The 24,966-nt window shown below is 72.5% G+C and carries 19 protein-coding genes; 14 read left to right on the plus strand and 5 right to left on the minus strand.

Going from position 1 to position 24,966, the window contains the following annotated elements:
* Nucleotides 1-26: 26 nt before the first annotated feature.
* Complete coding sequence (gene mhpA, locus ACFY36_RS11365; protein WP_499745813.1) at nucleotides 27-1,544, minus strand: bifunctional 3-(3-hydroxy-phenyl)propionate/3-hydroxycinnamic acid hydroxylase MhpA; 1,518 nt, start codon at nucleotides 1,542-1,544, stop codon at nucleotides 27-29.
* Between the two features lie 139 nt (nucleotides 1,545-1,683).
* Between mhpA and ACFY36_RS11370 the strand changes: the two genes are divergently transcribed.
* From ACFY36_RS11370 to rubN8, 8 genes are all read left to right on the plus strand, one after another.
* Nucleotides 1,684-5,631: an amino acid adenylation domain-containing protein gene (locus ACFY36_RS11370; protein ID WP_499745814.1), complete on the plus strand. Its 3,948-nt coding sequence runs from the start codon at nucleotides 1,684-1,686 to the stop codon at nucleotides 5,629-5,631.
* A complete protein-coding gene (locus ACFY36_RS11375; RefSeq protein ID WP_499745815.1) occupies nucleotides 5,628-6,857 on the plus strand; it encodes a cytochrome P450 in 1,230 nt (409 codons plus the stop codon). The genes ACFY36_RS11370 and ACFY36_RS11375 overlap by 4 nt, the downstream gene beginning before the upstream one ends.
* A complete protein-coding gene (gene fabG / locus ACFY36_RS11380) occupies nucleotides 6,854-7,603 on the plus strand; it encodes a 3-oxoacyl-ACP reductase FabG (RefSeq protein ID WP_499745816.1) in 750 nt (249 codons plus the stop codon). The genes ACFY36_RS11375 and fabG overlap by 4 nt, the downstream gene beginning before the upstream one ends.
* Nucleotides 7,604-7,688: 85 nt before the next feature.
* A complete protein-coding gene (locus ACFY36_RS11385; protein ID WP_499745817.1) occupies nucleotides 7,689-8,144 on the plus strand; it encodes a type II 3-dehydroquinate dehydratase in 456 nt (151 codons plus the stop codon).
* 12 nt (nucleotides 8,145-8,156) lie between these two features.
* Nucleotides 8,157-8,936 carry a thioesterase II family protein gene (locus ACFY36_RS11390; protein ID WP_499745818.1) on the plus strand — a complete coding sequence of 260 codons (780 nt, stop codon included), beginning with the start codon at nucleotides 8,157-8,159 and terminating at the stop codon, nucleotides 8,934-8,936.
* Entirely contained in the window at nucleotides 8,933-10,054 is a 1,122-nt protein-coding gene (locus ACFY36_RS11395) for a DegT/DnrJ/EryC1/StrS family aminotransferase (protein WP_499745819.1), read from the plus strand. The genes ACFY36_RS11390 and ACFY36_RS11395 overlap by 4 nt, the downstream gene beginning before the upstream one ends.
* A gap of 29 nt (nucleotides 10,055-10,083) precedes the next feature.
* Complete coding sequence (locus tag ACFY36_RS11400) at nucleotides 10,084-11,319, plus strand: class I SAM-dependent methyltransferase (RefSeq protein WP_499745820.1); 1,236 nt, start codon at nucleotides 10,084-10,086, stop codon at nucleotides 11,317-11,319.
* 14 nt (nucleotides 11,320-11,333) lie between these two features.
* The gene (gene rubN8 / locus ACFY36_RS11405; protein WP_499745821.1) at nucleotides 11,334-12,596 is read left to right on the plus strand and encodes an amino sugar nitrososynthase RubN8; all 1,263 of its coding nucleotides are present in this window, start codon (nucleotides 11,334-11,336) and stop codon (nucleotides 12,594-12,596) included.
* Nucleotides 12,597-12,654: 58 nt separating this feature from the next.
* On the opposite strand, the gene ACFY36_RS11410 is transcribed toward rubN8, so the two are convergent.
* A complete protein-coding gene (locus ACFY36_RS11410) occupies nucleotides 12,655-13,521 on the minus strand; it encodes a ParB N-terminal domain-containing protein (RefSeq protein WP_499745822.1) in 867 nt (288 codons plus the stop codon).
* Nucleotides 13,522-14,102: 581 nt separating this feature from the next.
* Here ACFY36_RS11410 and ACFY36_RS11415 point away from each other — a divergent pair.
* Nucleotides 14,103-15,335 carry a helix-turn-helix transcriptional regulator gene (locus ACFY36_RS11415; protein WP_499745823.1) on the plus strand — a complete coding sequence of 411 codons (1,233 nt, stop codon included), beginning with the start codon at nucleotides 14,103-14,105 and terminating at the stop codon, nucleotides 15,333-15,335.
* Here the strand turns inward: ACFY36_RS11415 and ACFY36_RS11420 are convergent.
* Nucleotides 15,332-16,159 (minus strand): shikimate dehydrogenase family protein, encoded by an 828-nt coding sequence (locus ACFY36_RS11420; protein ID WP_499745824.1) that lies wholly within the window; start codon nucleotides 16,157-16,159, stop codon nucleotides 15,332-15,334. The two genes, ACFY36_RS11415 and ACFY36_RS11420, sit on opposite strands and share 4 nt — an antisense overlap.
* Before the next feature lie 163 nt (nucleotides 16,160-16,322).
* On the opposite strand from ACFY36_RS11420, the gene ACFY36_RS11425 reads away from it, so the two are divergent.
* From ACFY36_RS11425 to ACFY36_RS11440, 4 genes are read left to right on the plus strand one after another with little or no spacing between them, the layout of a single operon-like run.
* Nucleotides 16,323-17,375, plus strand: coding sequence for a 3-dehydroquinate synthase family protein (locus ACFY36_RS11425; RefSeq protein WP_499745825.1), 1,053 nt, complete (start codon nucleotides 16,323-16,325; stop codon nucleotides 17,373-17,375).
* Nucleotides 17,372-18,595, plus strand: coding sequence for a 3-deoxy-7-phosphoheptulonate synthase (locus ACFY36_RS11430; protein ID WP_499745826.1), 1,224 nt, complete (start codon nucleotides 17,372-17,374; stop codon nucleotides 18,593-18,595). The genes ACFY36_RS11425 and ACFY36_RS11430 overlap by 4 nt, the downstream gene beginning before the upstream one ends.
* Before the next feature lie 34 nt (nucleotides 18,596-18,629).
* Nucleotides 18,630-19,829: a glycosyltransferase gene (locus ACFY36_RS11435; protein ID WP_499745827.1), complete on the plus strand. Its 1,200-nt coding sequence runs from the start codon at nucleotides 18,630-18,632 to the stop codon at nucleotides 19,827-19,829.
* Entirely contained in the window at nucleotides 19,826-21,202 is a 1,377-nt protein-coding gene (locus tag ACFY36_RS11440) for an NDP-hexose 2,3-dehydratase family protein (RefSeq protein ID WP_499745828.1), read from the plus strand. Before ACFY36_RS11435 ends, ACFY36_RS11440 begins: the two co-directional genes overlap by 4 nt.
* On the opposite strand, the gene ACFY36_RS11445 is transcribed toward ACFY36_RS11440, so the two are convergent.
* Nucleotides 21,194-22,180, minus strand: a complete 987-nt coding sequence (locus ACFY36_RS11445) for an NAD-dependent epimerase/dehydratase family protein (RefSeq protein WP_499745829.1) — start codon at nucleotides 22,178-22,180, stop codon at nucleotides 21,194-21,196. The genes ACFY36_RS11440 and ACFY36_RS11445 overlap by 9 nt on opposite strands.
* Nucleotides 22,177-23,112: a putative sugar O-methyltransferase gene (locus ACFY36_RS11450; protein WP_499745830.1), complete on the minus strand. Its 936-nt coding sequence runs from the start codon at nucleotides 23,110-23,112 to the stop codon at nucleotides 22,177-22,179. The genes ACFY36_RS11445 and ACFY36_RS11450 overlap by 4 nt, the downstream gene beginning before the upstream one ends.
* Nucleotides 23,113-23,291: 179 nt before the next feature.
* Here ACFY36_RS11450 and ACFY36_RS11455 point away from each other — a divergent pair, with 179 nt between their 5' ends.
* A complete protein-coding gene (locus ACFY36_RS11455; protein WP_499745831.1) occupies nucleotides 23,292-24,848 on the plus strand; it encodes an FAD-binding oxidoreductase in 1,557 nt (518 codons plus the stop codon).
* Nucleotides 24,849-24,966: the final 118 nt, after the last annotated feature.

Genomic DNA, 24,966 nt, shown 5'->3' on the forward strand with positions numbered 1-24,966 from the left:
TCCCTCAGCCTGACGGGCGGCGGGTGTCAGCCGGTGCGGAGCCGGGCCCGGAGACCGTCGACGAGCACGGCGAGCTTGCCTTCGGCCACGGTGCCGTAGACGTGGAAGTCCGGCCGGACCAGAACCGATGCCGCGCCCCGGTCCCGCAGATAGGAGAGGTAGGCGCCGTCGATGTCCTGGACGTGTCCCGGGACGAGGTGGACGACGGTGGCCCGGATGTCGTGCAGGAAGGCGCGCTGGGCCTCGCCGACCGCGGCCGGCGCCTCGGTCGTGACGAGGGCGAAGCCCGGTGGGACGAGGTCTTCGAACCGGCCGGTGACGCCGTCGCGGGCGATCCGGCCGGAGACGATGACATCGCCGGAGCCGGGCAGGAACAGACCGGCGGTCAGCCGCGTCGCTTCCGGAGGTCCCGTCCGGCCGCCTCCACCGTTGGCCCGCATGGCCGCGTCGCGGTCGGCCGCGGCCGCCGGGTCGGTGACGCAGATGACCCGCCCGAGCTTGACCGAGGCGAGGACGGCCTCCCGGGTGTGGCCGCGCCGTTCGGTCGTGTAACTGTCGAGCAGCCGTTCATCCGCGCCGCCACCGAGCACCAGGTCCAGCTTCCAGGCCAGGTTGCTGACGTCGCGGATCCCCGAGCACATGCCCTGCCCGGCGAACGGCGGCATCAGGTGGGCCGCGTCGCCGGCCAGCAGGACCCGGCCCTGCCGCCACTGCTGCGCCCACCGGCCGTGTGACCGGTAGACCCCGGTGCGCAGCAGCGTCGCCGTCCGGGGCGTGACCCCGTGGGGCGACAACAGCCGCCACGCGGCCTCGGCGCTGTCCAGCTCGGCCGACTCCCCCGGCAGGCACATGAACTCCCATCGCCGGCGGCCGGGCCCGCTGCCCACCAGTGTCGTGGGCCGGGCCGGGTCGCACAGCTGGATGTTCGTCGGCTCGAACTGCCGGGGCTCGTGCAGCGCGACGTCGCACAACAGCCACTCGAAGGAGAAACCCAGGTCGGTCATCGGCACGGCGGCCAGCGCCCGCACGATGCTGTTGGCCCCGTCGCAGCCGACCAGCCAGCCGGCCCGGAAGGTGTGGGTGACACCGGCCCGGTCCTCGGCCACCGCGGTGACACCGTCGTCGGTCTGGCTGATGCCGACCACGGACAGGCCCCGCCGCACTTCGATCAGCGGTTCGGCCGCCAGCGCGGCGGCGAGCAGCTGCTCCAGCGCGGGCTGGTGCATCGTGTTGGCGTCCGGCCAGCCGTACCGCCCGGTCTCGCTGAAGCCGATGTCCAGCAACACCTGCCCGTTGGCGCCGCGCCACTGGTAGCCGGTGGCGGGCACCGAGATCCCGGGCAACCCGGCCCCCACGCCGGCCGCCGCCAGCAACCGGGCGGTCTCCCCGTCGAAGCTGGTGGCCCGGGGCAGGCCGAAGACCTCGGGATGCCGCTCGATGACGGTGACCCGCCGGCCCCGGCGGGCGAGCAGGGCGGCGAGCACGGCGCCGCTCGGTCCACAGCCGACCACGATGACGTCGGCCGGTGAGGGTGCGGAAGTCATGGAACGCGACCGTACGCACCGGATCCACCGGGCCACCATCGCCCGCCCTGACGGTGCGGCCACTGTCAACGCGAGGGATCCGGGCCGGCCGGGCCGGCTCCTACCGTGGCGGAAACCGAGCTGTATTGGAGATTCCCCGGTGCGGTGGCATGACCACTACGTTCGCCAGATCCTCGGCCGGCTCGACACCGATCCCGCCGCCGCCGTCGTGTTCCTCCGGGACGAGCCGTTCTCGGCCGGCCGGCTGGCCGGCGCGATCCGTACGACGGCCGCGTGGATGCGCCGCGCCGGCGTCCACCCGGGCGCCACGGTCGCCGTGCTGACCAGCCCGAACACGCCGTCCACACTGGTATACCGGTACGCCGTGAACCTGGTCGGCGGGACGGCGGTCCACATCCGCGGCGTCAACGCGGCGGACCCGCGTGACGACCTGGGCCTCCGCGTGCAGGCGGAGATCCTCACCGATCTGCGGCCCCTGGTGCTCGCGGTCGACGCGGACAACCTCGACCGTGCCCGCGCCCTGCGCGCCGCGACCGGGCCGAACTTCGCCATCATGGCGCCCGGCCGGTTCGGCGCCGACATCCTGGACACGACCCAGCCGGCCGGGACACCGTTCGACGACGCCACGGCCGAACGCCCGGAGACCGCCGTGGTGACCTTCACGAGCGGCTCGTCGGGACGGCCCAAGGGCGTCAGCTGGTCGTTCGCCGTCAAGAACGAGATGGCCGCCGCGGCCGTCGCCGCCGAGCCGGCGGTGTGCCTGATCAACGGCGCGCTGACCCACTCCAGCGGCTTCTCGGCCGACGACGCGATCCTCGCCGGCGGCAGCGTCGTGCTGCACGACGGGTTCGACGCCGGCGCGGTGCTCCGGGCCGTCGCACGGCACGGCGTCAACCGGATGGTTCTGGCCTCGCCGCAGGTGTACGCGCTCACCGAGCACCCCGCGTTCGACGACTTCGACCTCAGCAGCCTGCGCGAGGTGTTCTACACCGGCAGCCCGGCCGCGCCGGAGCGGCTGGCCGCCGCCGCCAAGGCTTTGGGTCCGGTGCTGTTCCAGGTGTACGGCAGCAGCGAGACCGGCCTGATCAGCCTGCTCACGCCGCGGGACCACGCGGATCCCGACCTCCGGCGCACGGTGGGGCGGGCGCCGGCGAACGTCCGGATCACCATTCGTGACCCACGGGACCACGTCCGGATCCTGCCGCCCGGCGAGCCCGGCGAGATCTGCGTGGCGGGGCGCTGGAGGATGAGCCACTACTGGAACGACCCGGAGCAGACCGCCCGGACCGTCCGCGACGGATGGGTGCACACCGGGGACGCCGGCCGGCTCGACGAGTCGGGTTACCTCACGTGGGAGGGCCGGCTCGACGGCGTCCTCAAGGCGCATGGCGTCCGCATCCACCCGGAAGCGGTGGAGCGGGTGCTGCTCGAGCACGAGGACGTGGCTCAGGCGGCGGTCTTCGGCATCGAGGACGACGATCGTCTGGCGCTGGTCCACGCCGTGGTGACGCCGGCCGCCGGGCGCACGCCGCGGCCGGAGGCCCTCCGGGCGTACGTCGCGGACACGCTCGGCGACAGCCACGTCCCGGCCGAGATCGAGGTCCGGCCGGAACTCCCCCTGCTCGGTTCCGCGAAGCCGGATCGCGCTCGGCTGCGCCGTCAGGCCCTGAACGCCCGGTTCTGGCGATCCGCGCTGGCCGGTGCCGACCGGCCCACCCGCCTGCTGGACATGCTCGGCGTCCCCTCGACCGGCGCCTCCCGGCAGGAACGGCGGCTGGCGGTGGCGGCGACCGACGACGCCGTCCACGGCGCCTGGGCGGTCCTGCTCCATCTGCTGGGCGCCGGCTCCCCGGTGGTCTTCGGCACCCGGACGAGCGGCGCCGATTCCGGCGTACGGCCGGTGCGGGTGCCGGTCGCGCCCGGTGATTCGTTCGGCGCGGTCGTGGACCGGGTCGCACCGGCCCTGGCCGTCGCGGCCGAACACGCCGATCTCGGGCCGCGGGGACACGCCGTGCTCGGCGAGGCCGCCGGTTCGCTGTTCGACACCGTGGTCACCCTCGCCCGCTCCGGGGAGCCGCTGCCCGATCCGGACCGGCCGCCCACCGTCGAGCTCCGGGTGGACCGGGCCGGCGACGCTCTCACGCTGACCCTTGTCGCCGACCCCGAGCGGATGGGCGAGGCGCCCGCCGGACGCCTCCTGGACATGGTCGAGCGCCTGCTCCGGGCATTCCACGACGCTCCCGGGCAGCCGCTCGCGCGGCTGGACCTCTTCGACGCCGCGACCCGCCGCCGGGTGCTGCGGGAGTGGAACGCGTTTCGGGAGGCCGAGCCCGCCGCCACGCTGGGCCGGATGTGGGAACGCGCGGTGGCCTCCAACGCGGAGCGCCCGGCGGTGGAGCAGGACGGCGCCGCCATCTCCTACACCGAGCTCGACCGGCGTGCCGGGCACCTGGCGGCGACGCTCGCCGAGGCCGGTGCGGCGCCGGGGAAGCGGGTCGCCCTGGCGCTGCCCCGGTCGCTCGATCTGATCGTCGCGGTTCTGGCGACCGTACGGACCGGCGCCGCGTTCGTCCCGGTCGACCCCGGCTACCCCGCCGAGCGGATCGCGGCCATGCTGGAGGACTGCGACCCGCTGGCGGTGGTGTGCGCGACGGCTGACGACCTGCCGCTGACCCGGCCGTGGCCCCGCATCCCCGTGGACGCCCCGATGGCTCCCGGGCGAACCGGCGAACTCCCCCGGGTCGTGCCGCGGCTGGCCGACACGGCGTACGTCATCTATACCTCCGGAACGACCGGCCGCCCGAAGGGCGTCGCCGTCACCCACGCCGGGCTGGCCAACCTGGCCGCCACCAAGCGCGAGGGCCTGGGCCTGGACGGCCGGTCCCGGCTGCTGCAGTTCGCCTCGCCCAGCTTCGACGCGTTCGTCGCCGAGTTGGTGGGCACGTTCACCGCCGGGGCCACACTGGTCGTACCCCCGCCGGGTCCGCTCGCCGGGGAAGCCTTGACGGCGGTCCTGCTCGACCAGAGGATCACCCACGCCATTCTCCCGCCGGTGGCGCTGTCCAGCGTCGATCCCGAGGCGGTGCCCGGCCTGCGCGGCCTGATCAGCGCCGGCGAACAGTGCCCGGCCGAGTTGGCGGCGCGGTGGTCGAAGAACCGCCGGATGGTCAACGCCTACGGGCCCACCGAGGTCACCGTCTGTGCCACTCAGAGTCGCCCTCTCACTCCAGGTGACCGGCCCCCGATCGGGCGGCCCATCGCGGGCGCACGGGTCTACGTGCTCGGGCCGGGACTTCAACCGGTGCCGCCGGGGTTCCGGGGTGAGCTGTACGTAGCGGGGATCGGCGTGGCCCAGGGTTACGTCAACCGGCCCGGGCTGACCGCCGAACGTTTCGTGGCGGACCCGTTCGGCCCGCCCGGAAGCCGGATGTACCGCACCGGCGACATCGCCTCCTGGCGCGGCGACGGGAACCTCGACTTCCACGGCCGGGCCGACGACCAGATCAAGCTGCGGGGGTTCCGGATCGAGCCGCGTGAAGTCGCCGCCGTGCTGGAGGAACTGCCGGCGGTCGCCCGCGCCGTGGCCGGCGTCCGCGAGGACGGCGACGGCCGGCCCCGGCTGGTCGCCTGGGTCGTACCGGCCCGGACGGCGGCGCCCACCCCGGACGACCTGCGCGCGCACGCCATGAGCCGGCTGCCGGAGCACATGACCCCCAGCCGGTTCGTGCTCCTCGATGCTCTCCCGATGACCCGGAACGGCAAACTCGATCCGGCCGCGCTGCCCGAGGCGGCCGAACCCGACACTCCCGCCCCGGCCGGCCAGGCCCCCGGAACCCCGTCCGAGCGAGCGCTGGCCGGCCTCTTCCGGGAGCTGCTGGGCGTCGGCGGCGAGGTGGGCGTCGGCAGCAACTTCTTCGCGCTCGGCGGCGACAGCATGCTCGCCATCTCGCTGATCCGGCGCGCCCGCGAGGTGGGCCTGGCCCTCTCGCCCAAGGAGATCGTGGAGAACCCCACGGTCGGTGCCCTCGCCGCGGTGGCGACGGCGCTGCCCTCCCCGTCCGTCCCTCACGCGGAAGGCCGTCGATGATCCGCCCCACCACCAGCTCCGAGAACCTCGAGTCGCTCGACCTCACCGACCCCGTGCTGCACGCCGAGAACGACCTGTCCGAAGTCTGGCGCGCGCTCCGCGAGGAACGGCCGCACTACTGGCATCCGCCTAAGGGCGACCGCCCCGGCTTCTGGGTCTTCACCCGCCACGCGGACGCCATGGAGATCTACCGCGACCGGAAGAACTACACCACCGAGGGCGGCAACATGCTCGAGACCCTCCTCACCGGGGGCGACTCGGCGGCCGGCTCGATGCTGGCGGTGACCGACGGCGACCGGCACACCCAGCTGCGCAACGTGCTGAACGCGGCGTTCTCGCCCCGCCGGCTCAAGAGCATCCGCGAGGCGATCCGGCGCACGATCGACGACCTGATCAAGGCGGCGATCGAGAAGGGCGAGTGCGACTTCGTCCACGAGGTCTCGGCGAACATCCCGCTCGGCGCCATCTGCGGGCTGATGGATGTGCCCGAGGCGGACCGGCGGTACCTGCTGGGGCTCACCTCGCGCGCGTTCAGCTCCGACTACGCCGGCGCCCCGCCCGAGGAGAGCTGGCAGGCCAAGAGCGAGATCCTGCTCTACTTCGCCGACCTGGCACACACCCGGCGCGACAGCGACTCCGACGACGTGGTCAGTCTGCTGGCCAACTGCCACGTCGGCGGCCGGCGGCTCGGCGACGCCGACCTCATGTCCAACTGCTACGGGTTGATGATCGGCGGGGACGAGACCGGCCGGCACGCCATCTCCGGCGGCCTCCAGGCGCTGATCGAGTGGCCGGACCAGTGGCGTGCCCTCAAGGAGGGCACGGTCGGCCTGGACACCGCCGCCAACGAGATCCTGCGCTGGAGCGTGCCGGCGATCCACAGCGGGCGCAAGGTCACCGGCGACACCACGGTCGGCGGGCAGCCGGTCAAGAAGGGCGACATCGCCAGCATCTGGATCTCGTCGGCCAACCGGGATCCCGGCGCCTTCGAGGACCCGGACCGCCTCCGGCTCGACCGCCGTCCGAACAAGCACCTCACCTTCGCCTTCGGCACCCACATCTGCCTGGGCCACACGCTGGCGCGCCTGGAGGTGGAGGAGGTGCTCGACTCGCTGCGGACGCTCGTGGCGTCCGCCGAGCAGACCGGCCCCGAGAAATGGATCTACTCGAACGTCCTGAACGGCATGAGCTACCTGCCGGTCACGCTGACGCCGGAGCCGGCGTGAACCGCGTCGCCATCGTCACCGGGTCGGCCCGGGGCATCGGCGCGGCGGTGGCCGCCCGGCTGGTCGAGGACGACATCGGCGTGGCCGTCCTCGACATCGACCCGATGGCCGCCGAGAGCACGGCCGCCCGCCTGGTCCGGGCCGGCGGCCGGGCGACGGCGATCGGGGTCGACGTGAGCGACGCCGGCTCCGTGCGCCGGGCGGTCGACGAGGTGGCCGACCGGCTGGGCGCACCCGGCATCCTGGTCAACAACGCCGGCATCACCCGCGACAACCTGCTGTTCCATCTGTCGCCGACCGACTGGGACCTGGTCATCAACGTGAACCTGCGTGGCCCGTTCCTGATGACCCACGCGGTCGCCGAGCACATGGCCAAGCTCGGCTGGGGCCGTGTGGTGAACCTGTCCAGCATCGCCGCGGCCGGCAACGTCGGCCAGGCCAACTACTCGGCGGCCAAAGCCGGGGTGGAGGGCCTGACCAGGACGCTGTCCCTCGAGCTCGGCCCGCTGAACGTCACCGTCAACGCCGTGGCGCCCGGCTACGTGGCCACCGAGATGACGGCGGCCCTGGCGACACAGGCCGGCCTCACGGCCGAGGAGCACCAGGCGCGGGCGGCGGCCACGATCCCGTTGCGCCGGGTCGGCCAGCCTCAGGATGTCGCCGACGTGGTGGCGTTCCTGGTGAGCGACCAGGCGTCGTACGTCTCGGGCCAGGTCGTCCACGTGGCCGGCGGACCGGTCCGCTGACCGCGCCGCGAACTGTCAGGCCGGGTAGTTGTCCGCCCGCGGCGGATCCCACCAGCATGGCTGCAGAGAGAAGGAGATCGCGCTCGTGTCCACTGTGCTGCTGCTCAACGGCCCCAACCTGGGGATCCTCGGCGATCGCGAACCGGAGGTCTACGGCTACGACACCCTGGACGACATCGTGAAGTCCGTCGCCGACGAGGTGGCCGGGGCCGGTTGGCAGGTCGTGCCGGTCCAGGACGACCACGAGGGAGGCCTGGTGCGAACGGTGCACGCGCACCGCCGGTCGACGATCGGCGCGATCGTGAACCCCGGCGCGCTGATGATGGCCGGGTGGAGCCTGCGCGACGCGCTCGCCGCCTATCCCGCGCCGTGGATCGAGGTACACCTGAGCAACGTCTGGGCACGCGAGCGGTTCCGCCACGAGTCGGTCCTGGCCCCGCTGGCCAGTGGCGTGGTCGTGGGTCTCGGCGCGCTCGGCTACCGCCTGGCCGCCCGGGCGCTGCTGGAGCTGTGCCGCCCCGACCACGCGCACCGGGACTAGGGGGCCTCCACCATGCCGGAATCTTCGGCGCCGTCCGAGGCGTGGCTGCGCCGCTTCCGCCCGTCCGGCGACGCGGCCTCGTCCCTCGTCTGCCTGCCGCACGCGGGCGGCTCGGCCAGCTTCTTCTTCCCCCTCGCGCGGGCGCTGGCCCCCGACGTCGACGTCCTGGCCGTGCAGTACCCGGGCCGGCAGGACCGCCGTCACGAGCCGGGCATCGACAGCATCCCGACATTGGCCGACCTCGTCGCCGACTCGCTGCGGTCCCTGGACGACCGGCCGTTCGCGCTCCTCGGGCACAGCATGGGCGCGCTGCTGGCGTACGAGGTCGCCCTGCGGACGGCCGCCGCCGGGCGGCCCACGCCGGCCCACCTGTTCGCCTCCGGCCGCCGGGCGCCGTCCCGCTACCGGGACGACCGGTTCCACCTCTCCTCCGACGGCGACATGCTGGCCCATGTCCGGCGGCTCGGCGGTCCCGGGTCGGCGGCGCTCGACGACCCCGAGCTCCGGGAGATGGTCCTTCCCGTCATCCGCAACGACTACCGCGCGGTGGAGACCTACCGGCACGACCCGTCGGCCGTCCTGGACTGCCCGATCACCGTGCTCACCGGCGATCGCGACGCGCTGGTGAGCACGGACGAGGCGCGGGCCTGGGCCGCACACACCACCGGGCCGACCGACCTCGAGGTGCTGCCCGGTGGCCATTTCTACCTGTCCGACTCGACCGGGCAGGTCGCGGAGCTCCTCCGCCGCCGGCTCGCCGGAACGCAAGTCCACGAGGGAGGAAGACGTTGACCGTCCGTGTATGGGACTACCTGCCGGAGTTCCACGACGAACGCGAGGAGGTCCTCGCCGCGGTGACGAGGGTGTTCGAGTCCGGTCAGCTGATACTGGGCCCGAGCGTGGCCGGCTTCGAGGCGGAGTTCGCGGCGTACCACGGCATCGCGCACTGTGCCGGTGTCGACAACGGCACCAACGCCATCAAGCTGGCGTTGCAGGCGCTCGGGGTGGGTACCGGCGACGAGGTGATCACGGTGGCCAACACCGCCGCGCCGACCGTCGTGGCCATCGACGGGACGGGCGCGAAGCCGGTCTTCGTGGACGTTCGCGAGGACGACTTCCTGATGGACACCGACCAACTGGCGGACGCGATCGGCCCGCGGACCCGGGCGCTGGTCCCGGTGCACCTCTACGGCCAGTGCGTCGACATGGCCCCGGTGCGCCGGCTGGCCGGCCGGCACGGGCTGGCGGTTCTGGAGGACTGCGCGCAGTCGCACGGGGCCCGTCACCACGGCCGGCTGGCCGGCACGCTGGGCGACGCCGCGGCGTACTCGTTCTATCCCACGAAGGTTCTCGGCGCGTACGGCGACGGCGGGGCCGTCATCACCGGCGACGAGCACATCGACCAGAACCTCCGGCGCCTGCGCTACTACGGCATGGAGGACCGCTACTTCGTCGAACGGGTTCCCGGGCACAACAGCCGCCTCGACGAGGTCCAGGCCGAGATCCTGCGCGGCAAGCTCCGCCGGCTCGACGCGTACATCGCGGGGCGCCGGGAGGTCGCGCGGCGCTACACCGAGGAGCTGAGCGACGTCGCCGGGCCCGGCGGGCTGGTGCTGCCGGCGGTGACGCCCGGCAACGACCATGTCTATTACCTGTACGTCGTCAGGCACCCCCGGCGGGACGAGATCATCGAGCGGCTGCACGCGTACGGCATCGCGCTGAACATCAGCTACCCCTGGCCGGTGCACACGATGAGCGGGTTCGCGCACCTCGGCTACGCCAAGGGCTCGTTGCCGGTCACCGAGAAGCTGGCCGGCGAGGTGTTCTCGCTGCCGATGTACCCGTCGTTGCCGCCGGAGCGGCAGCAAGCCGTGATCCGGGCCCTTCGTGAAGTGCTGGCCGGTCTCTGAGACAACCCATCTGGTACGGAGGGAAAACCATGCCGCGTGAACTGGCGAGCGCCACCTGCCGGGTGTGCGAGGGAAACGTCCATGAGTTCCTCGACCTCGGGCGTCAGCCGCTCTCCGACGCGTTCCGGGCGCCGGGCGACGACACCGAGGAGTTCTTCTACCGGCTCGCCGTCGGGCAATGCGAGAAGTGCACCATGGTGCAGCTGACCGAGCAGGTGCCACGGGAGAAGATGTTCCACCAGGATTACCCGTACCACTCGTCCGGGTCGTCGGTCATGCGCGAGCACTTCGCGGGCGTGGCGCGGCGGCTGCTCGCGACCGAACTGGCCCGGCCCGACCCGTTCATCGTCGAGATGGGCTGCAACGACGGCGTCATGCTGGGCACGATCCGCGAGGCCGGCGTACGCCATCTCGGTTTCGAGCCGTCCGGGTCGGTGGCCCAGGCCGCCCGGGCCGGGGGCATCCGGGTGCGCACCGCCTTCTTCGAGGACTCGACCGCGGCCCAGGCCCGGGCCGAGGAGGGACCGGCCCAGGTCATCTACGCCGCGAACACCATGTGCCACATCCCGTACCCGGACTCGATCTTCCGCGGCGTCGACGCGTTGCTGGCGCCCGACGGCGTGTTCGTGTTCGAGGACCCGTACCTCGGTGACGTGGTGGCCAAGACGTCGTTCGACCAGATCTACGACGAGCACTTCTTCCTGTTCAGCGCGCACTCGGTGCAGACCATGGCCGCGCACTACGGGTTCGAGCTGGTCGACGTGGAACGGCTGCCGGTGCACGGCGGCGAGGTCCGGTACACGCTCGCCCGGGCCGGCAAGCGCACGCCGGGTCCCGCCGTCGCCGCTCTGCTGGCCGAGGAGGACGCCTCCGGGCTTTCCCGCCTGGATACCTTGCGCGGGTTCGCCGCCAACGTCATGCGCATCCGCACCGACCTGGTGGAGCTGCTCCGGCGGCTGCGGGCCGAGGGATCACGGGTGGTCGCGTACGGCGCCACGGCCAAGAGCGCCACGGTCGCCAACTTCTGCGACATCGGGCCCGAGCTCGTCTCGTACGTCAGTGACAGCACCCCCGCCAAGCAGCACCGGGTGACGCCCGGCAAGCACATCCCGGTACGCCCACCGTCCGCGTTCCGCGACCCGTACCCGGACTTCGCGCTGTTGTTCGCCTGGAACCACGCCGACGAGATCATGGCCAACGAGCAGGAGTTCCGGCGCTCCGGAGGGAAATGGATCCTCTATGTGCCGACCGTCCGCGTGGTGTGAGGAATCGAGGAGCCATGCCTGAACGAATCACGGAGCGAACGGCGACACCCCCCGGCGATCTGACCGCCGCGGCCACCGAGCCGGGCCGGGAGTTGCTGGCTGTCCTGGAGCGGCACATCCCACGGATCCGGGCCGAGGCGGACACCAACGACCGGGACGGCACCTTCCCGGCCGAGACGTTCCGTCAGCTCGCCCGGGACGGCGTGCTGGGCGCGACAGTGCCCGCCGAGCTGGGTGGGATGGGCGTCGGCACCCTGCACGACGTGGCCGTCGCCCTGCTGCGGGTGGCCGGGGCGGACGCCTCGGCCGCGCTGGCCCTGCACGCCCAGTTCAGCCGGGGGATCACCCTGACGTACGAGTGGCGGTACGGCCCGAAGCCGACCCAGGAGCTGGCCGAACGGCTGCTGCGCGCGATGGCCCGCGGCGAGGCGGTGATCTGCGGCGCGGTCAAGGACCACGGCCGGGACGTCACCCGGCTCCGCTCCGACGGCAACGGCGGCTGGCTGCTCTCCGGCCGCAAGACGCTGGTGACGATGGCGCCGATCGGAACCCACTTCGTGGTGTCCGCCCAGGCCCCGGTCGAGGGTGGCCCGACGCTGCTCTACGCACCCATCGTGGCCCGGGAGAACCCCGGTCTGTCCATCATCGAGGGTTGGAGCGGGCTCGGCATGCGGGCGTCGGGCACCCTCGACATAGCGTTCGACGACTGCCCGATACCCGCCGGTGACGTCCTGGAGCGTGGCGCCGTCGGCGCGCACAGCGACGCGGGCCTCGCCGGGCAGGCGGTCAGTTCGATCGCCATGCTCGGCATCTACGCCGGCGTCGCGCAGGCCGCCCGGGACACCGCGGTGAGCACGGTCGCGCGGCGGGCGGCGCCCCCGGCGGCGGCGACGCGCACTCTGTTCACCGAGATCGAGGCCCGGTTGTACGCGCTGAAGGCCACCGCGTCGGCGGCGCTGGTCAACCTGGACGAGTTGTCCCCGCGCCACGACATGGATCCCGATGAGCGCGGCCGCCGGATGATGACCCCGTTCCAGTGCGCCAAGCTCATCGTGAACCAGCTGGCGGCCGAGGTGGTCGACCACTGCGTGACGGTGGTGGGAGGCGCCACGTACACGGCCGGGCACCCGCTGGCCCGGATGTACCGCGACGTCCGCGCCGGCCGGTTCATGCAGCCGTACACGTACGTCGACGGTGTCGACTACCTCAGCGCGCAGGCGCTGGGCCTGGAGCACGACAACAACTACGTGAGCGTCCGGGCGACACGGACGACCTGAGCACCCCGGCCGTTGTTCAACCGTCGCACTGACGCGGTTGAACACCCCGGCCGCCCGGTCACCGCAGCAGATGCTCGATCTCCGTGGCGAAATGCTGCCACTCGTCGGCACACCGGCGGGCCACCTCGGCGATCACGTACCGGCAGTGAACGGGCGAGTTCTTCAAGACGTCCTCCCACCCCTGCGGTCCGGTGGCGTGGCTGAAGAGCCAGCGCAGCACCTCCCGGCCGTTCTCGTTCATCCGCAGGGCCGGGTCGTTCTTGAGGTTCTGCAGCAACGGCCGGGGGTCGCTCCCGCCGGCGCCCGGCGGAGGGGCGAGCGCGGCGGGCCGGCCGGCGGGAACCGGGTCCTCACCGCGGCGGATCCGTTCCCGTACGTCACGCGCGGTCGCGACCGAGACGCCGGCCACCCGGGCGATGTCCCGCAGTGAGGCGTCCGGCCGGCGGGCCAGCTCGTCGCCCGCCGTGCGGCGGCCGGCGGCGGCCGACAGCGGGCGGACCCGGCCGTCGCGGCCGATCCGGACCGGCGCCTCCCCGGCGGCCGTCTCTCTGCGGATACGGGCGACCGTCGACGCCGAGAGCCCGGTGACGGCGGCGATGGCCCGGTCCGCGTACGCCGGGAAGGATCCAATGATGCGGACCGCGGCCGACCGGCGGTCCGGCCGGCTGAGGGGAAGGCCGTGGGCGCTGTTGGCGATCACCGCGAGCACGAAGGCGTCCTCGGGCGAGCAGTCGACGAACTGCACCTGGACCGAGGAGCGGCCGGCGGCCACCGCGGCGCGCAGCCGATGCGTCCCGTCGATGACCCGCATGCTGTCGCGGTGCACGAGAATGGGCGGCAGTTCGGCGCCCACCTCGGAGAGCAGGCGTACGTGCTCCTCGTCGGCGTTCGAGCGGGGCGAATCGGCGGCTCGCAGCGCGGCCACGGGAACCGTGTGCCGGGCGCATTCCCGCGCCCGGCGGTGCAATTGGACGAGGGGCTCAAAATCGAAGGGCGACCGTTCCCATTCGGAGCGATCAGGGTCATCGAGCGCCGGCAAGAGCCACCCCCGCGATTCGATGATCTACATGTGTCCGGCAACAGGTCGCCCACCCGGCGGGCCCGGTGGGCCGGACCGGCGGGCGGCGACTGCGGACAGTAGTCGTAGATCAACGTTACGCACTCGACGACCATAGACCGAACGACCCGGGACCGCCTAGTGCCGATCAATGAAAGACCGTTTCACGTGGGGATTCACGTGCGGTTGACACCACCTGGGTCCACTTTCGACGATCGGCGGCGGCGACCCCGCACCAAGATCCAGTCGCGATTGACAGCACAGGGTCCTCCTGTATCGTCGGCCGCAAGAACAGGAGTTGACAGACGTCTATGCGCTTCAGCGGGGAAACGCATTTGTCGAATACTCGGACGTCGCTCCGACCATTCTAAGATGTCGAATGACTTCGGGGAGTCGAATTGTGTGAGCTGGGTTTTCCCCCGCAAGCGTGCATGTCCACTCATGACTGCGTGAACCTCGAGATCCTGGCCACGGCGGCGTCCGTCTGGCGCGGCGGCGACGTCCTCTCGGCGCTCTCCATCGCCAGGGCGGCGGCGACCGCCCGGTGCAAGCGGGGCAGCGAGTGGTGCTCGTCACTGGCGGGCATGCAGCAAGCGCTCCTCCTGACCAACATCCGCCGCCTCGACCTGGCCCGTCGCGTGGTGCGCCGGTCGGCGGCGGCCGTGCAGGACCCCGTCATCGACGCCATCGCGGCCGTGGTCGACGCGAAGATCGCCCTGTGTGAGGGCCGGACCGGCGAGGCCACCGAGTTGTGCGACCTGGGACTGCGGCTGGCCGGCGACGTCCGGCTCCTGTCGTGGGCGGCGGTCGGCAACGTCGTACGGGCGGTCACCGCCCTGCGGCGCGGCGAACTCGTCGCCGTGCTCGAGCACGCCGACCAGCTCAAGGAGGACGTGCTCCTCGGCCGGGACGTCCTGCCCTGGAACTCGCCCGCCTGGCTGATCGTGCAGGTCGCCGAGACCGAGAAGGGCGGGGTGGCGGCCGCGCCGCTCGCCCGCCAGCTGCTGGAGTCCGAGACCTCGATGCGGGGCCTGCTGCTCTCCGAACCCACGTCGGCCTCCTTCCTCGTACGCATGCTGTTGCGGGCGGACGATCGGAAGACCGCGTTACGGGGGCGGGAGCACGCGTCCGCGCTCGCCGCCGACAACCCCGACATCGCCACGTTGAGGGCGGCCGCCCTGCACGTCGACGGCCTGGTCGACGGGGACCCGCGACAGCTGGAGCAGGCCGCGGCGGCCTACCGTGACCCCTGGGCGCGCGCCTCGGCCCACGAGGACATCGGCCGCCTTCTGGGCTCCGGCAGCGCGGACGGCGACCGGGCGCGCTCGCACTACGAGCTGGCGATGCGGCACTACGAGGTCGCCGGATCGCCGCGCGACTCGTCGCGGGTGAGCAGCAAGCTGCGTGGCCACGACACCGTCATGGCCACGCCGGGCTACTGGCCGCCCAGCCGGATCCCGACGCTGACCGACACCGAGTACGCGGTGGCCGAGCTGGTCGCCGGGGGCCTCACGAACGCCGAGGTGGCCGACCGGATGTTCCTGTCCCGGCACACCGTCGCCTTCCACCTCCGCAAGATCTTCCAGAAGATCGGGACCAGATCCCGCATCGAGCTCGCGCTCCGGTGGAAGCAACTGGTGGCGGGCGCCCCGGAGCGGCGCCTGGCCGGCCACCGGAGCTAGGGCCGGTCGAGCCCGAAGTAGTCGCGGTACATGTCGATCTGGTGGGCGAGCATGGGTTCCCCGTACTGGACGGGATGACCGAGCTCCCCGGCCACCCGCAGCAGACGGGTGTGCCGGGGCTTCATCACGATGTCCGCGACCAGCGCGCCGGGACGCAGGCCGGCCGGGTCGAACGGCAGCTCGTCGCCGGCCCGCAGGCCGAGCGGCGTGGCGTTGACGACGATGTCGGCGGCGGCGAACCCGGGCACGGCGACGGCCTGGACGCGTCCCGGCCACGTCGTGGCCAGCCGGTCCACGAACGCGGTCATCCGCCCGGTGTCGCGGTCGTACACGCTCAGCAGCGCGACACCCGCGCTCAGCAGAGCCGTCGCGATGGCGGCGCCGGCCCCGCCGGCCCCGGCCAGCGCCACATGCCGGCCCGCGGGCGGGTAGCCGCGTGCCACCAGACCGGACACGAACCCGGCGCCGTCGAAGTTGTCCGCGTGCCACGACCCGCCGGGCTCCCGGCGTAACGCGTTGGCGCTGCCGGCCAGCGAGGCGGCCGGGCTGACCGCTGACGCGTGGCGCAGCACGTCGATCTTGTGGGGGACGGTCACCAGCAGGCCGATGACGTTCCGTACGGCCCGCAGGCCCTGGACGACGGTCCCCAGCTCGTCCGCGCCGACGTGCACCGGGACCACCACGGTGTCCGCGCCGAGCCGCGCGAGCAGGCGGTTCAGCAGCGCCGGCGCCCGCACCTGAGCGATCGGGTCGCCCAGCACGGCGATCAGCCGGGTGGTGCCGCTGATCGCCGGCGATGGCGGGGAGTACGCGTCGTCAGGCATACCGCATTCAAGCGCGGGGCGGCGGCGGCCCGGCACCGTCAGCCCGGATGGTTGCCGCCCGGACTACTCACGTGGGTGATGCCTGCCCCGACCGGCCCGGTCAAAACTGATCGGGCGGTTGGTGCCGGCGCGAGCCGCTTACGCAACGGCCGAAGGGGACAACATGACCGCGGTTTCCCTCCGTCTGAGGGACCACTCGTACGACGTGACCATCGGCCCGGGTGTGCGCACCCGGCTCGCCGGCGTCGTCCGGCGTCTGGGCGCCGAGCGGGCCGTCGTCGTGTCGGCTCGTCCACCGGAATGGGTGCCCGACCCCGGAGTGCCCAGCCTGGTGCTGCCGGCGCGCGACGGCGAGCACGCCAAGACCCTCGCCACGGTGGAGGCCCTGTGCGGAGACTTCGCGCGGTTCGGGCTCACCCGCACCGACGTGGTCGTCTCCTGCGGCGGCGGCACCACCACCGACGTGACCGGGCTGGCCGCCGCGCTCTATCACCGGGGCGTGCCCGTGGTCCATCTGCCCACGTCGCTGCTGGCTCAGGTGGACGCCAGCGTCGGGGGGAAGACGGCGGTGAACCTGCCCGCGGGCAAGAACCTGGCCGGCGCGTACTGGCAGCCGAGCGCCGTCCTCTGCGACACCGACTATCTGACGACCCTGCCGCGGCGGGAGATGCTGAGCGGCCTCGGCGAGATCGCCCGCTGCCACTTCATCGGCGCGCCGGACCTGCGCGGGCTCTCCCTGGCCGAACAGATCACCGCCAGCGTGACGCTCAAGGCCCGCATCGTGGAGGCGGACGAGCGCGACACCGGGGTGCGGCACCTGCTCAACTACGGCCACACGCTCGGCCACGCGCTGGAGAAGGCCACCGACTACGCCGTACGCCACGGCGAGGCGGTCGCCGTCGGAACGGTCTTCGCCGGGCGGCTGGCCGAGGCCCTCGGCCGCATCGGGCGGGCCCGGGCGGCGCGGCACCTCGAGATCGTCCAGCACTACGGGCTTCCCGCCGCCCTCCCGGCCGAGGCCGGCACCGCCGCGCTGATGGACCTCATGCGGCACGACAAGAAGGCGGTTCACGGATTCACGTTCGTCCTGGATGGACCGGGCGGCGCCGAGGTCGTGGACGACGTGCCACCGGACGTGATCGCGAGCGTGCTGGACGCCATGCCGCGAATCCCGGTCGCCGAGCTCGCCGGCGTGCCCGCGGAGGCCCGCCGATGACGGACTTCTCCCGGCCGGACGGCCCTCTCGCCGCCCGCCTGGAAGCGGCGTTGCGCAAGCCGGTGGCGCAGCAACCGGTGTGGCCCGACCCCCGCCGGGCGCGGGCCGTGATGGCGCAGCTGAGCCGGGCGGAGCCGGTCGTCACGCCGGACGAGACCGCGCGGCTGGCCCGCGAGCTGGCCGCGGTCGCCCGGGGCGAGGCGTTCCTGCTGCAGGGCGGCGACTGTGCCGAGACCTTCGCCGGCGACACCGAGGCCCACCAGCGCGGCAATCTCCGGACGCTGGCTCACATGGCGGCCGTGCTCGTCCACCGGACCGGGCTGCCCGTCGTCAAGGTCGCCCGCATGGCCGGTCAGTACGCCAAGCCCCGCTCCCAGCCCGTCGACGCGCAGGGCCTGCCGGTCTACCGCGGCGACATGGTCAATTCGGCCGACCCGACGGCCACGGCCCGGACGCCCGACCCCGGCCGGATGCTCCGGGCCCACGCCGGCGCGTCCCGCAGCATGGGCGTGGTGCGCGAGTTCCACCGCGACGGCGTGCCCGGCAGCCAGATCTACGTCAGCCACGAGGCCCTCCTGCTCGACTACGAGAGCTCGCAGTTGCGGGTGGACACCGGCGGGCCGGAGCCCCGCCTGTCCAGCGGCCTCGGGCATTTCCTGTGGATCGGCGAGCGCACGCGTCAGCTCGACAGCGCCCACATCGCCTTCGCCGAGCTGCTGTCCAACCCGATCGGCGTCAAGATCGGCCCGTCGACGACCCCGGAGCAGGCGGTCGAGTACGTACGCCGGCTCGACCCCCACGGCGAGCCGGGGCGGGTCACGCTGATCAGCCGCATGGGCCGATCGTGGGTCCGCGACGTCCTGCCGCCGATAGTCGAGAAGGTCGCCGCCTCCGGCTCCTCGGTGATCTGGCAGTGCGACCCCATGCACGGCAACACCTACGTGTCGGCGAACGGTTACAAGACCCGCGACATCCGGCACGTTCTCGACGAGATCACCGGCTTCTTCGAGGTGCACCGGCGGCTGGGCACCCATCCCGGCGGCATCCATGTGGAGGTGACCGGCGACGACGTGACGGAGTGCGTCGGCGGCGCCCCGGCCCTCACCGAGAACGACCTGCCGGCTCGATACGAGACAGCCTGTGACCCGCGCCTGAACGCCCAGCAGGGACTGGCAGTCGCGCTGTTCGCCGCGGAGATGGTCGCCGCGTCCCGGACCTAGCAAGGCCACCGAAACCAACGATCGAAGAGGTGCTATGAAGATCGCCTTCTCCAGCCTCGCCGGCTACGGCCACACCTACCCGATGCTGCCCCTGGCCATCGCGTGCCGGGAGGCCGGCCACGACGTCGTCTACGCCACCGGGGTGCGTTTCGCTCCGCTGCTGCGTGACCTCGGATTCCGTACGGTCCTGGTCGGCATGCAGATCCGGGATGCCTTCCGCATCGCGTTCGAGGGGAAGAGCGACCGGATCGGCGACCTGCCGTGGAAGGAATGGATCGAGCCCGCGACCCGGGCGTTCAGCGAGCTGCTCCCCCGCAGTTACGCCACCGACCTGCTGCCCGTGCTCCGGGCGGAGCGGGCCGACGTGGTGGTTTACGAGGCGGGCAACCCGGGGGCCGGGCTGGCGGCGCACCGTCTCGGCATCCCCGCCGTCTGTCACTCCCACGCCCGGGCCGACGCGACCGACCGGAAGGAGCCGTGGCGGCAGGTCGACATGCTCCAGCTGCGTGCGGTGGCCGCCGAGGTCGGTGTCGACGTGCCCGAGGGGACGTACCTGCTCGGCGACCCGTACCTGGACATCTTCCCGACGTCGTTGCAGGAGCCCTCGTTCCTGAGCCGGCCGGAACGGCGCCCGCTGCGGCCCTTGCAATTCAGCGAGGCCGGTGTGCTCCCGCCGATCGCCGTCGCCGCGCGGAGACGACCGCTGATCTACCTGACCCTCGGCACCGTGGTCGGCACGGCCCCCGCCCTGCGCGCCGCCATCGAGGGGCTGTCGGCCCTCGACGCCGACGTGGTGGTGGCCACCGGGCCGAACCTTCCGGCCGAGCAGTTCCGGGACCTGCCCGGCAACGTCTACCTCGAGCGCTGGGTGCCGCAGGGCGACCTGATGCCCCTCGCCGACCTCGCCGTGCACCACGGTGGCGCGGCGACGACCCTCGGCGCGTCCGGCGCCGGCCTTCCGCAGCTGCTCCTGCCTCTCGCGTCGGACGGGTTCCTCGTCGCCGGCGCGGTCGCCGCCACCGGCGCCGGGAGACGACTGCTGCCGGACGGGGTCGAACGCCCGGACCAGCTCGGCGACGCGGCTGTCGTCTCCGCCGAGGCCATCAGCGCGGCCGCCGCCGAGCTGTTGACCGACGCCGACACCCGGCAGGCGGCCAAGACCGTCGCCGAGGAGATCGCCGCCATGCCGAGCCCGGCCGAAGTGGCGCCCCGCATCGAGGCGATGCTGGCATGACGATCGCGGCGCGACTGGCGGCACGGGACGACACCCGGCTGCCCGCCCGGCTCGCGCTTTCCCGGCGGGCCGTCACGGCCGGCCGGGACATGCGGACCGCGGACTTCGACCTCTGGATGGCCGAACGCCAGAGGGCGCATCGGTTCACCGTCGAACGGGTGCCGCTGGACAGGATCAACGGATGGTCGTCCCACCCCCACACCGGGAACATCACGCATCGCAGCGGCCGGTTCTTCAGCGTCGAGGGACTGCATGTGGCGATCGACGGCCGCGAATGGCAGCAGCCCATCATCGTGCAACCCGAGGTGGGGATCCTCGGCATCCTGGCCAAGGAGTTCGACGGCGCCCTGCACTTCCTGATGCAGGCCAAGATGGAGCCCGGCAATCCTGGGCTGTTGCAGCTCTCGCCGACCGTGCAGGCCACACACAGCAACTACACCGGGGTGCACCAGGGCGCCGGTGTGCGGTACCTCGAGTACTTCACCCGGCCGGACCGGGGCCGGGTCCTCGCCGACGTTCTGCAGTCCGAGCACGGCTCGTGGTTCCTGTGCAAGGCCAACCGCAACATGATCATCGAGACGGACGACGACGTGCCGCCGCACGAGGACTTCCGCTGGCTCACCCTGGGCCAGATCGGCAAGCTGCTGGAACGCGACAACACCGTGAACATGGACGCCCGCAGCGTCCTCGCCTGCGCTCCGACGGCCCCGGCCGAGGCGGGCGCGATGCGCTCCGACATCGACGTGTTGTCGTGGTTCACCAACGAGCGGGCCCGGCACGACGTGCGGGCCCGGCGCATGCCGCTCGCCGAGGTGGCCGGCTGGGAGCGCACCGAGTACGACGTCCGGCACGTCCACAACCGGTACTTCCGGGTCGGCGGGGTCTCCGTCGAGGCCGGCAACCGTGAGGTGACCTCCTGGATGCAGCCGCTCTTCGAGCCGGTCGGCATGGGGGTCTGCGCGTTCCTGGTCCGCCGCTTCGGCGGGGTGCCACACCTGCTGGTCCACGCCCGCGCCGAGGGCGGCCTGCTCGACACCGTCGAACTCGGGCCGACGGTGCAGTGCACCCTGGAGAACTACACGCACCTGCCGGAGGCGGAACGGCCGCCGTTCCTCGAGATGGTACGCCGGGCCGGAGCCGACCGGATCCGGTACGCCGCGGTGCACTCCGACGAGGGCGGCCGGTTCCTCAACGCCGTCAGCCGCTACCTGCTGGTCGAGGCCGGTGAGGCCGACGCGGGGACCGAGCCCCCGCCCGGCTACGCCTGGGTGACCCCGGGCCAGCTGAACTCGCTGGCCCGGCACGGGCGCTACCTCAACATGCAGGCACGTACGCTGCTGGCGGTCCTCGGCCTGAGCAACGGCCTACTGTAGGGCGGCGTCGCGGGCGAACGCGTCGACGCACCGCCGCAGCGCGGTCTCGAGCGGCACCCGCGGACGCCAGCCGGTGACCGCCCGGAAGCGCGCCGAGTCGATCGCGACGCTGTGCATGTCGGTGGCCGTCGCGAGATCGGGCGGCGGCACACAGACGACGGGGACCGGCGGCCGTCCCAGACGGTCGCCGACCAGCTCCGCGATCACGCGCAGCACGTCGCCCAGCGGCACACCGCTCCCGGTGCCCAGCAGCCAGTGCCGGCCCGTGAGCGCGTCCGCATGGTCGATCCCGGCGACGAAGGCGTCGGCGGCGTCGTGCACGTACAGCAGGTCGCGCTCCACCGTGCCGTCGTTCCAGAGGGTGAGCTCCTGGCCGGCGAACGCCTTGCGCACCATGGTGGAGACCACGCCGCGGCCGTTCAGCCTCCCGCGCGGGCTGTCCCCGTAGACGGTCGGCAGCCGCAGCGAGGCCCCGCGGACCCGCCCGGCCGCGGTGGCCTGTTTGAGCACCTGCTCGGCGGCGTGCTTCTGCCGGTCGTACGCGGTCACGGGCGCGTCCGGCTCGCTCTCGTCGAGCGGCATCCGTTGCGGCAGCCCGGCCTGCGAGGTGGAACCGGCGAACAGGACAGTGGCCGTCCGCCCGCTCTCCCCCAGGATCTCGACGAGGTCACGCATCACGCCGACGTTCACCCGTTCGACGTCCGGGTTGTCGCCGGCCTCCCGCCAGCCGGCCGTGTGCATCAGCAGATGGACGACCGTGTCGGCGCCGTCCACCGCCGCCTCGAGCACCGCACGATCCGTGAGGTCGGCGGACAGCACCTCGACATCGGCCACGGCGCCGTCCGGCACCGGCTGCGGCCGCCGGCCCGACGTCCGCAGCCGGATCGGCCGCCGGGCGAGGGCCTCCACCACCGCGGCGCCGACGAAACCCGAGCCACCCAGCACCGCTACCAACGGCCGGTCCTCGCCGGCCGTCACCGGGCCACCGGGCCGACCCGGTACAGGGCCTGCCAGTAGTAGCTCCAGGAGACCGCGCGGTCGCTCGCCACGCACGCCCACCGTTCGCCCGGGCGGTACGCGGCCTCGAAGGCGGGCACCTTGGCCAGCACCGCCTCGCTGTCGTGGATGTCGATCACGTCGCGCAGCAGCCCGCTGTCGAGGGCCAGCCGCACCACGGCGGACCCCTGCGAGTGGCCGTCGAGCGTCTTGTCGAGGTACTTGCCGACCGGGTTGTTGACGTAGAAGTGCGCGCAGGAGGCGTCGATGAGCGCGAGATAGTCCCGCACGGTGTCCGGGTTCATCTCGGCGAACGAGTCGACGTTCACGCACAGGTCGAAACGCTCGCCGGCGACCTGCTCGTCGACCTCGCCGATGCCCACGAACCTGATCTTCGCGAACTGCGCCGGCTCCAGAACGGCCCGCAGGTACCGGTGCGACAGGGCCAGCGTGTTGGGCAGGTCGACGATCGTGTACCCGGCGAGGTCGTGATTGGACAGCAGGGTGTGGCAGGTACGCCCGTAGCCGGCGCCGATCTCCAGGATCCGGGCGCCGTCGAGGGTCATGTTCGCCGCGATGAAGTCGAGCTCGTGCACGGCCTGCAGATAGTCCAGGCACACCGGCTCGCCGTCGCACCGCACCGAATACGGGTCGCCGACCTCGCGGTTGCGCGTGCGGCGCAGTCTTTCCCGGTTCGCCGGGCTGAGCTGCATGCCCAGGGCGAAGGTGAGCGCTTTCAGGTACCGCACGCCATTGGGCGCCGGGTTCCAGAGCGCCAGCTTGAAGTTGACTCCGTTCGACTTGAATCCGGCCAGGTCGGTCACGGCCTCCTCGGTGATGTGCGCCTCGGTGATGTGCCGCCACTGCTCACTTGGGCCGTACCGCCGGTGCACCGGCTGGACCTGCTCAGTCATGGCTTGTTCCTACACCCGCCGGAGGCCGGCCGACAGCCAGTCGATCTGACAGTACTGGGCCCCCGGACCCGACTACCAACACAAGCGATTCGCGCGCGCTCGCCAGCACCTAGGGTCGGGCCGTAAATTCAGCACATCGCGAGATTCGCATCTATAGATCTCTAACGGGGAGAACCGCTGTGACAGGAAACATCACACGTCGTGCCGTCCTGGGCGTCGCCGCCGCCTCGGCGGTCGGCGCCATGACGGGCGGCGCCTCCGGGCCGGCCGGGTCCGCCGCCGGCAGCACCGCGCGGCGTGGAGGCGGCGGCCGCCCGAACTGGGACTCGCTGAGCCGCCATCTCGACGGTGATCTGATCCTGCCGTCCGACGCCCGGTACGGACAGGCCCGCGAGCAGTCGCTGGCCCAGTTCGACAACACCAACCCGATGGCCGTCGCCTACTGCGAGACCCCCAAGGACGTCCGGACCGTCCTCGCGTTCGCCCACGACCACCACGTGCACACCGTCCCGCGCAGCGGTGGGCACAGCTTCGGCGGCTACTCGACGACCACCGGCATGATCCTCGACGTCTCCCGGATGAACCAGGTGGCCATCGACGGCGAGCACGTCACGATCGGCGCCGGAACCCAGCAGGTCGACGCGCTGGCCGCCCTCACCCCGCACGGCATGGCCCTGGTCAGCGGCATGTGCCCGACGGTCGGCTCCGGGGGTTACCTCCAGGGCGGCGGAATCGGCCTGCAGACCCGCACCTTCGGCATGGCCTGCGACCGGCTGGTCTCGGCCGACGTGGTGCTGGCCGGCGGGCGTCTCGTGCGGGCCTCGGCCCGGGAGAACCCCGATCTTTTCTGGGCGTTGCGCGGCAACGGCGGCGGCAACTACGGCGTCGTCACCAGTTACACGCTGAGGCCGATCAACCGTGCCTCCCTCGTCGGCTACCGGCTGGTCTGGCTCGGGGTGGACGCGGCGAACGTGATCGAGAAGTGGCAGCAGTGGATGCTCGCGGCGCCCAACGATCTCTCCTCGCTCCTGCTGGCCCGTGTCCGGAACCCACCCACCCCGGACATCGGGGTGATCCTCACGGGCACCTGGTACGGCGCCATCGAGGACCTGAACATCCTCGTCGACCAGCTGATCGGGGAGGTGGGTGTGGCGCCCACCGTCCGGGCCGTCGCCAACGCGTCGGTCTACGACATGATGATGTCGGTGTACGGCTGCACGTCGCTCACCACCGCGCAGTGCCACCGTGAGGGCACCACCCCCGAGGCGCAGGTGGCGCGGTCGTACCACTACCACACCCGCTCCCGAATGTACGACGACGCGGTGCCTCGCGCCGACGTCGACGACCTCGTGGCCATCCTGACCGACCCGGCCAAGTCCACTCCTCAGCAGGACCGCCTGCTGTACTTCGAGGCCCTCGGCGGCGTGGCCAACGAGCCGGCCCGCACCGACACTGCGTACGTCCACCGGACCACCCGGATGCTGGCCGGTGTCACCGCTCAGCTCCTCGACGCCAACTACACCGCCGACGACGTGGCCCTGAGCGAGAGCTGGCTGGCCGACGCCTTCGCGGTGCTCGACCGGCACTCCCTGCGCGAGAGCTACCAGAACTACATGGACCCGTCGCTGAAGGACTGGCGCAGGGCCTACTACGCCGAGAACTACCCGCGGCTGGTGCGCGTCAAGCGGGCGTACGACCCGTACGGCTTCTTCCGCTTCGCCCGCAGCATCGGCTGACACCGGGCCGGGGGGGGGGGGGGGGCGCCCGCCCCCCCCCCCCCCCCCCCCCCCCCCCCCCCCCCCCCCCGCCGCCCCCCCCCACCCCCCCCCCCCCCCCCCCCCCCCCCACACCCAC

This window comes from Actinoplanes sp. NPDC000266, from assembly GCF_042899005.1.
GTDB lineage: Bacteria > Actinomycetota > Actinomycetes > Mycobacteriales > Micromonosporaceae > Actinoplanes.

Coding starts and splice junctions, on each gene's coding strand:
- ACFY36_RS11390 (WP_499745818.1), top strand. CDS start 8,157: ATGCCGGAATCTTCGGCGCCGTCCGAGGCGTGGCTGCGCCGCTTCCGC.
- ACFY36_RS11375 (WP_499745815.1), top strand. CDS start 5,628: ATGATCCGCCCCACCACCAGCTCCGAGAACCTCGAGTCGCTCGACCTC.
- ACFY36_RS11425 (WP_499745825.1), top strand. CDS start 16,323: ATGACCGCGGTTTCCCTCCGTCTGAGGGACCACTCGTACGACGTGACC.
- ACFY36_RS11440 (WP_499745828.1), top strand. CDS start 19,826: ATGACGATCGCGGCGCGACTGGCGGCACGGGACGACACCCGGCTGCCC.
- ACFY36_RS11450 (WP_499745830.1), bottom strand. CDS start 23,112: ATGACTGAGCAGGTCCAGCCGGTGCACCGGCGGTACGGCCCAAGTGAG.
- ACFY36_RS11435 (WP_499745827.1), top strand. CDS start 18,630: ATGAAGATCGCCTTCTCCAGCCTCGCCGGCTACGGCCACACCTACCCG.
- ACFY36_RS11400 (WP_499745820.1), top strand. CDS start 10,084: ATGCCGCGTGAACTGGCGAGCGCCACCTGCCGGGTGTGCGAGGGAAAC.
- rubN8 (WP_499745821.1), top strand. CDS start 11,334: ATGCCTGAACGAATCACGGAGCGAACGGCGACACCCCCCGGCGATCTG.
- ACFY36_RS11430 (WP_499745826.1), top strand. CDS start 17,372: ATGACGGACTTCTCCCGGCCGGACGGCCCTCTCGCCGCCCGCCTGGAA.
- ACFY36_RS11420 (WP_499745824.1), bottom strand. CDS start 16,159: ATGCCTGACGACGCGTACTCCCCGCCATCGCCGGCGATCAGCGGCACC.
- mhpA (WP_499745813.1), bottom strand. CDS start 1,544: ATGACTTCCGCACCCTCACCGGCCGACGTCATCGTGGTCGGCTGTGGA.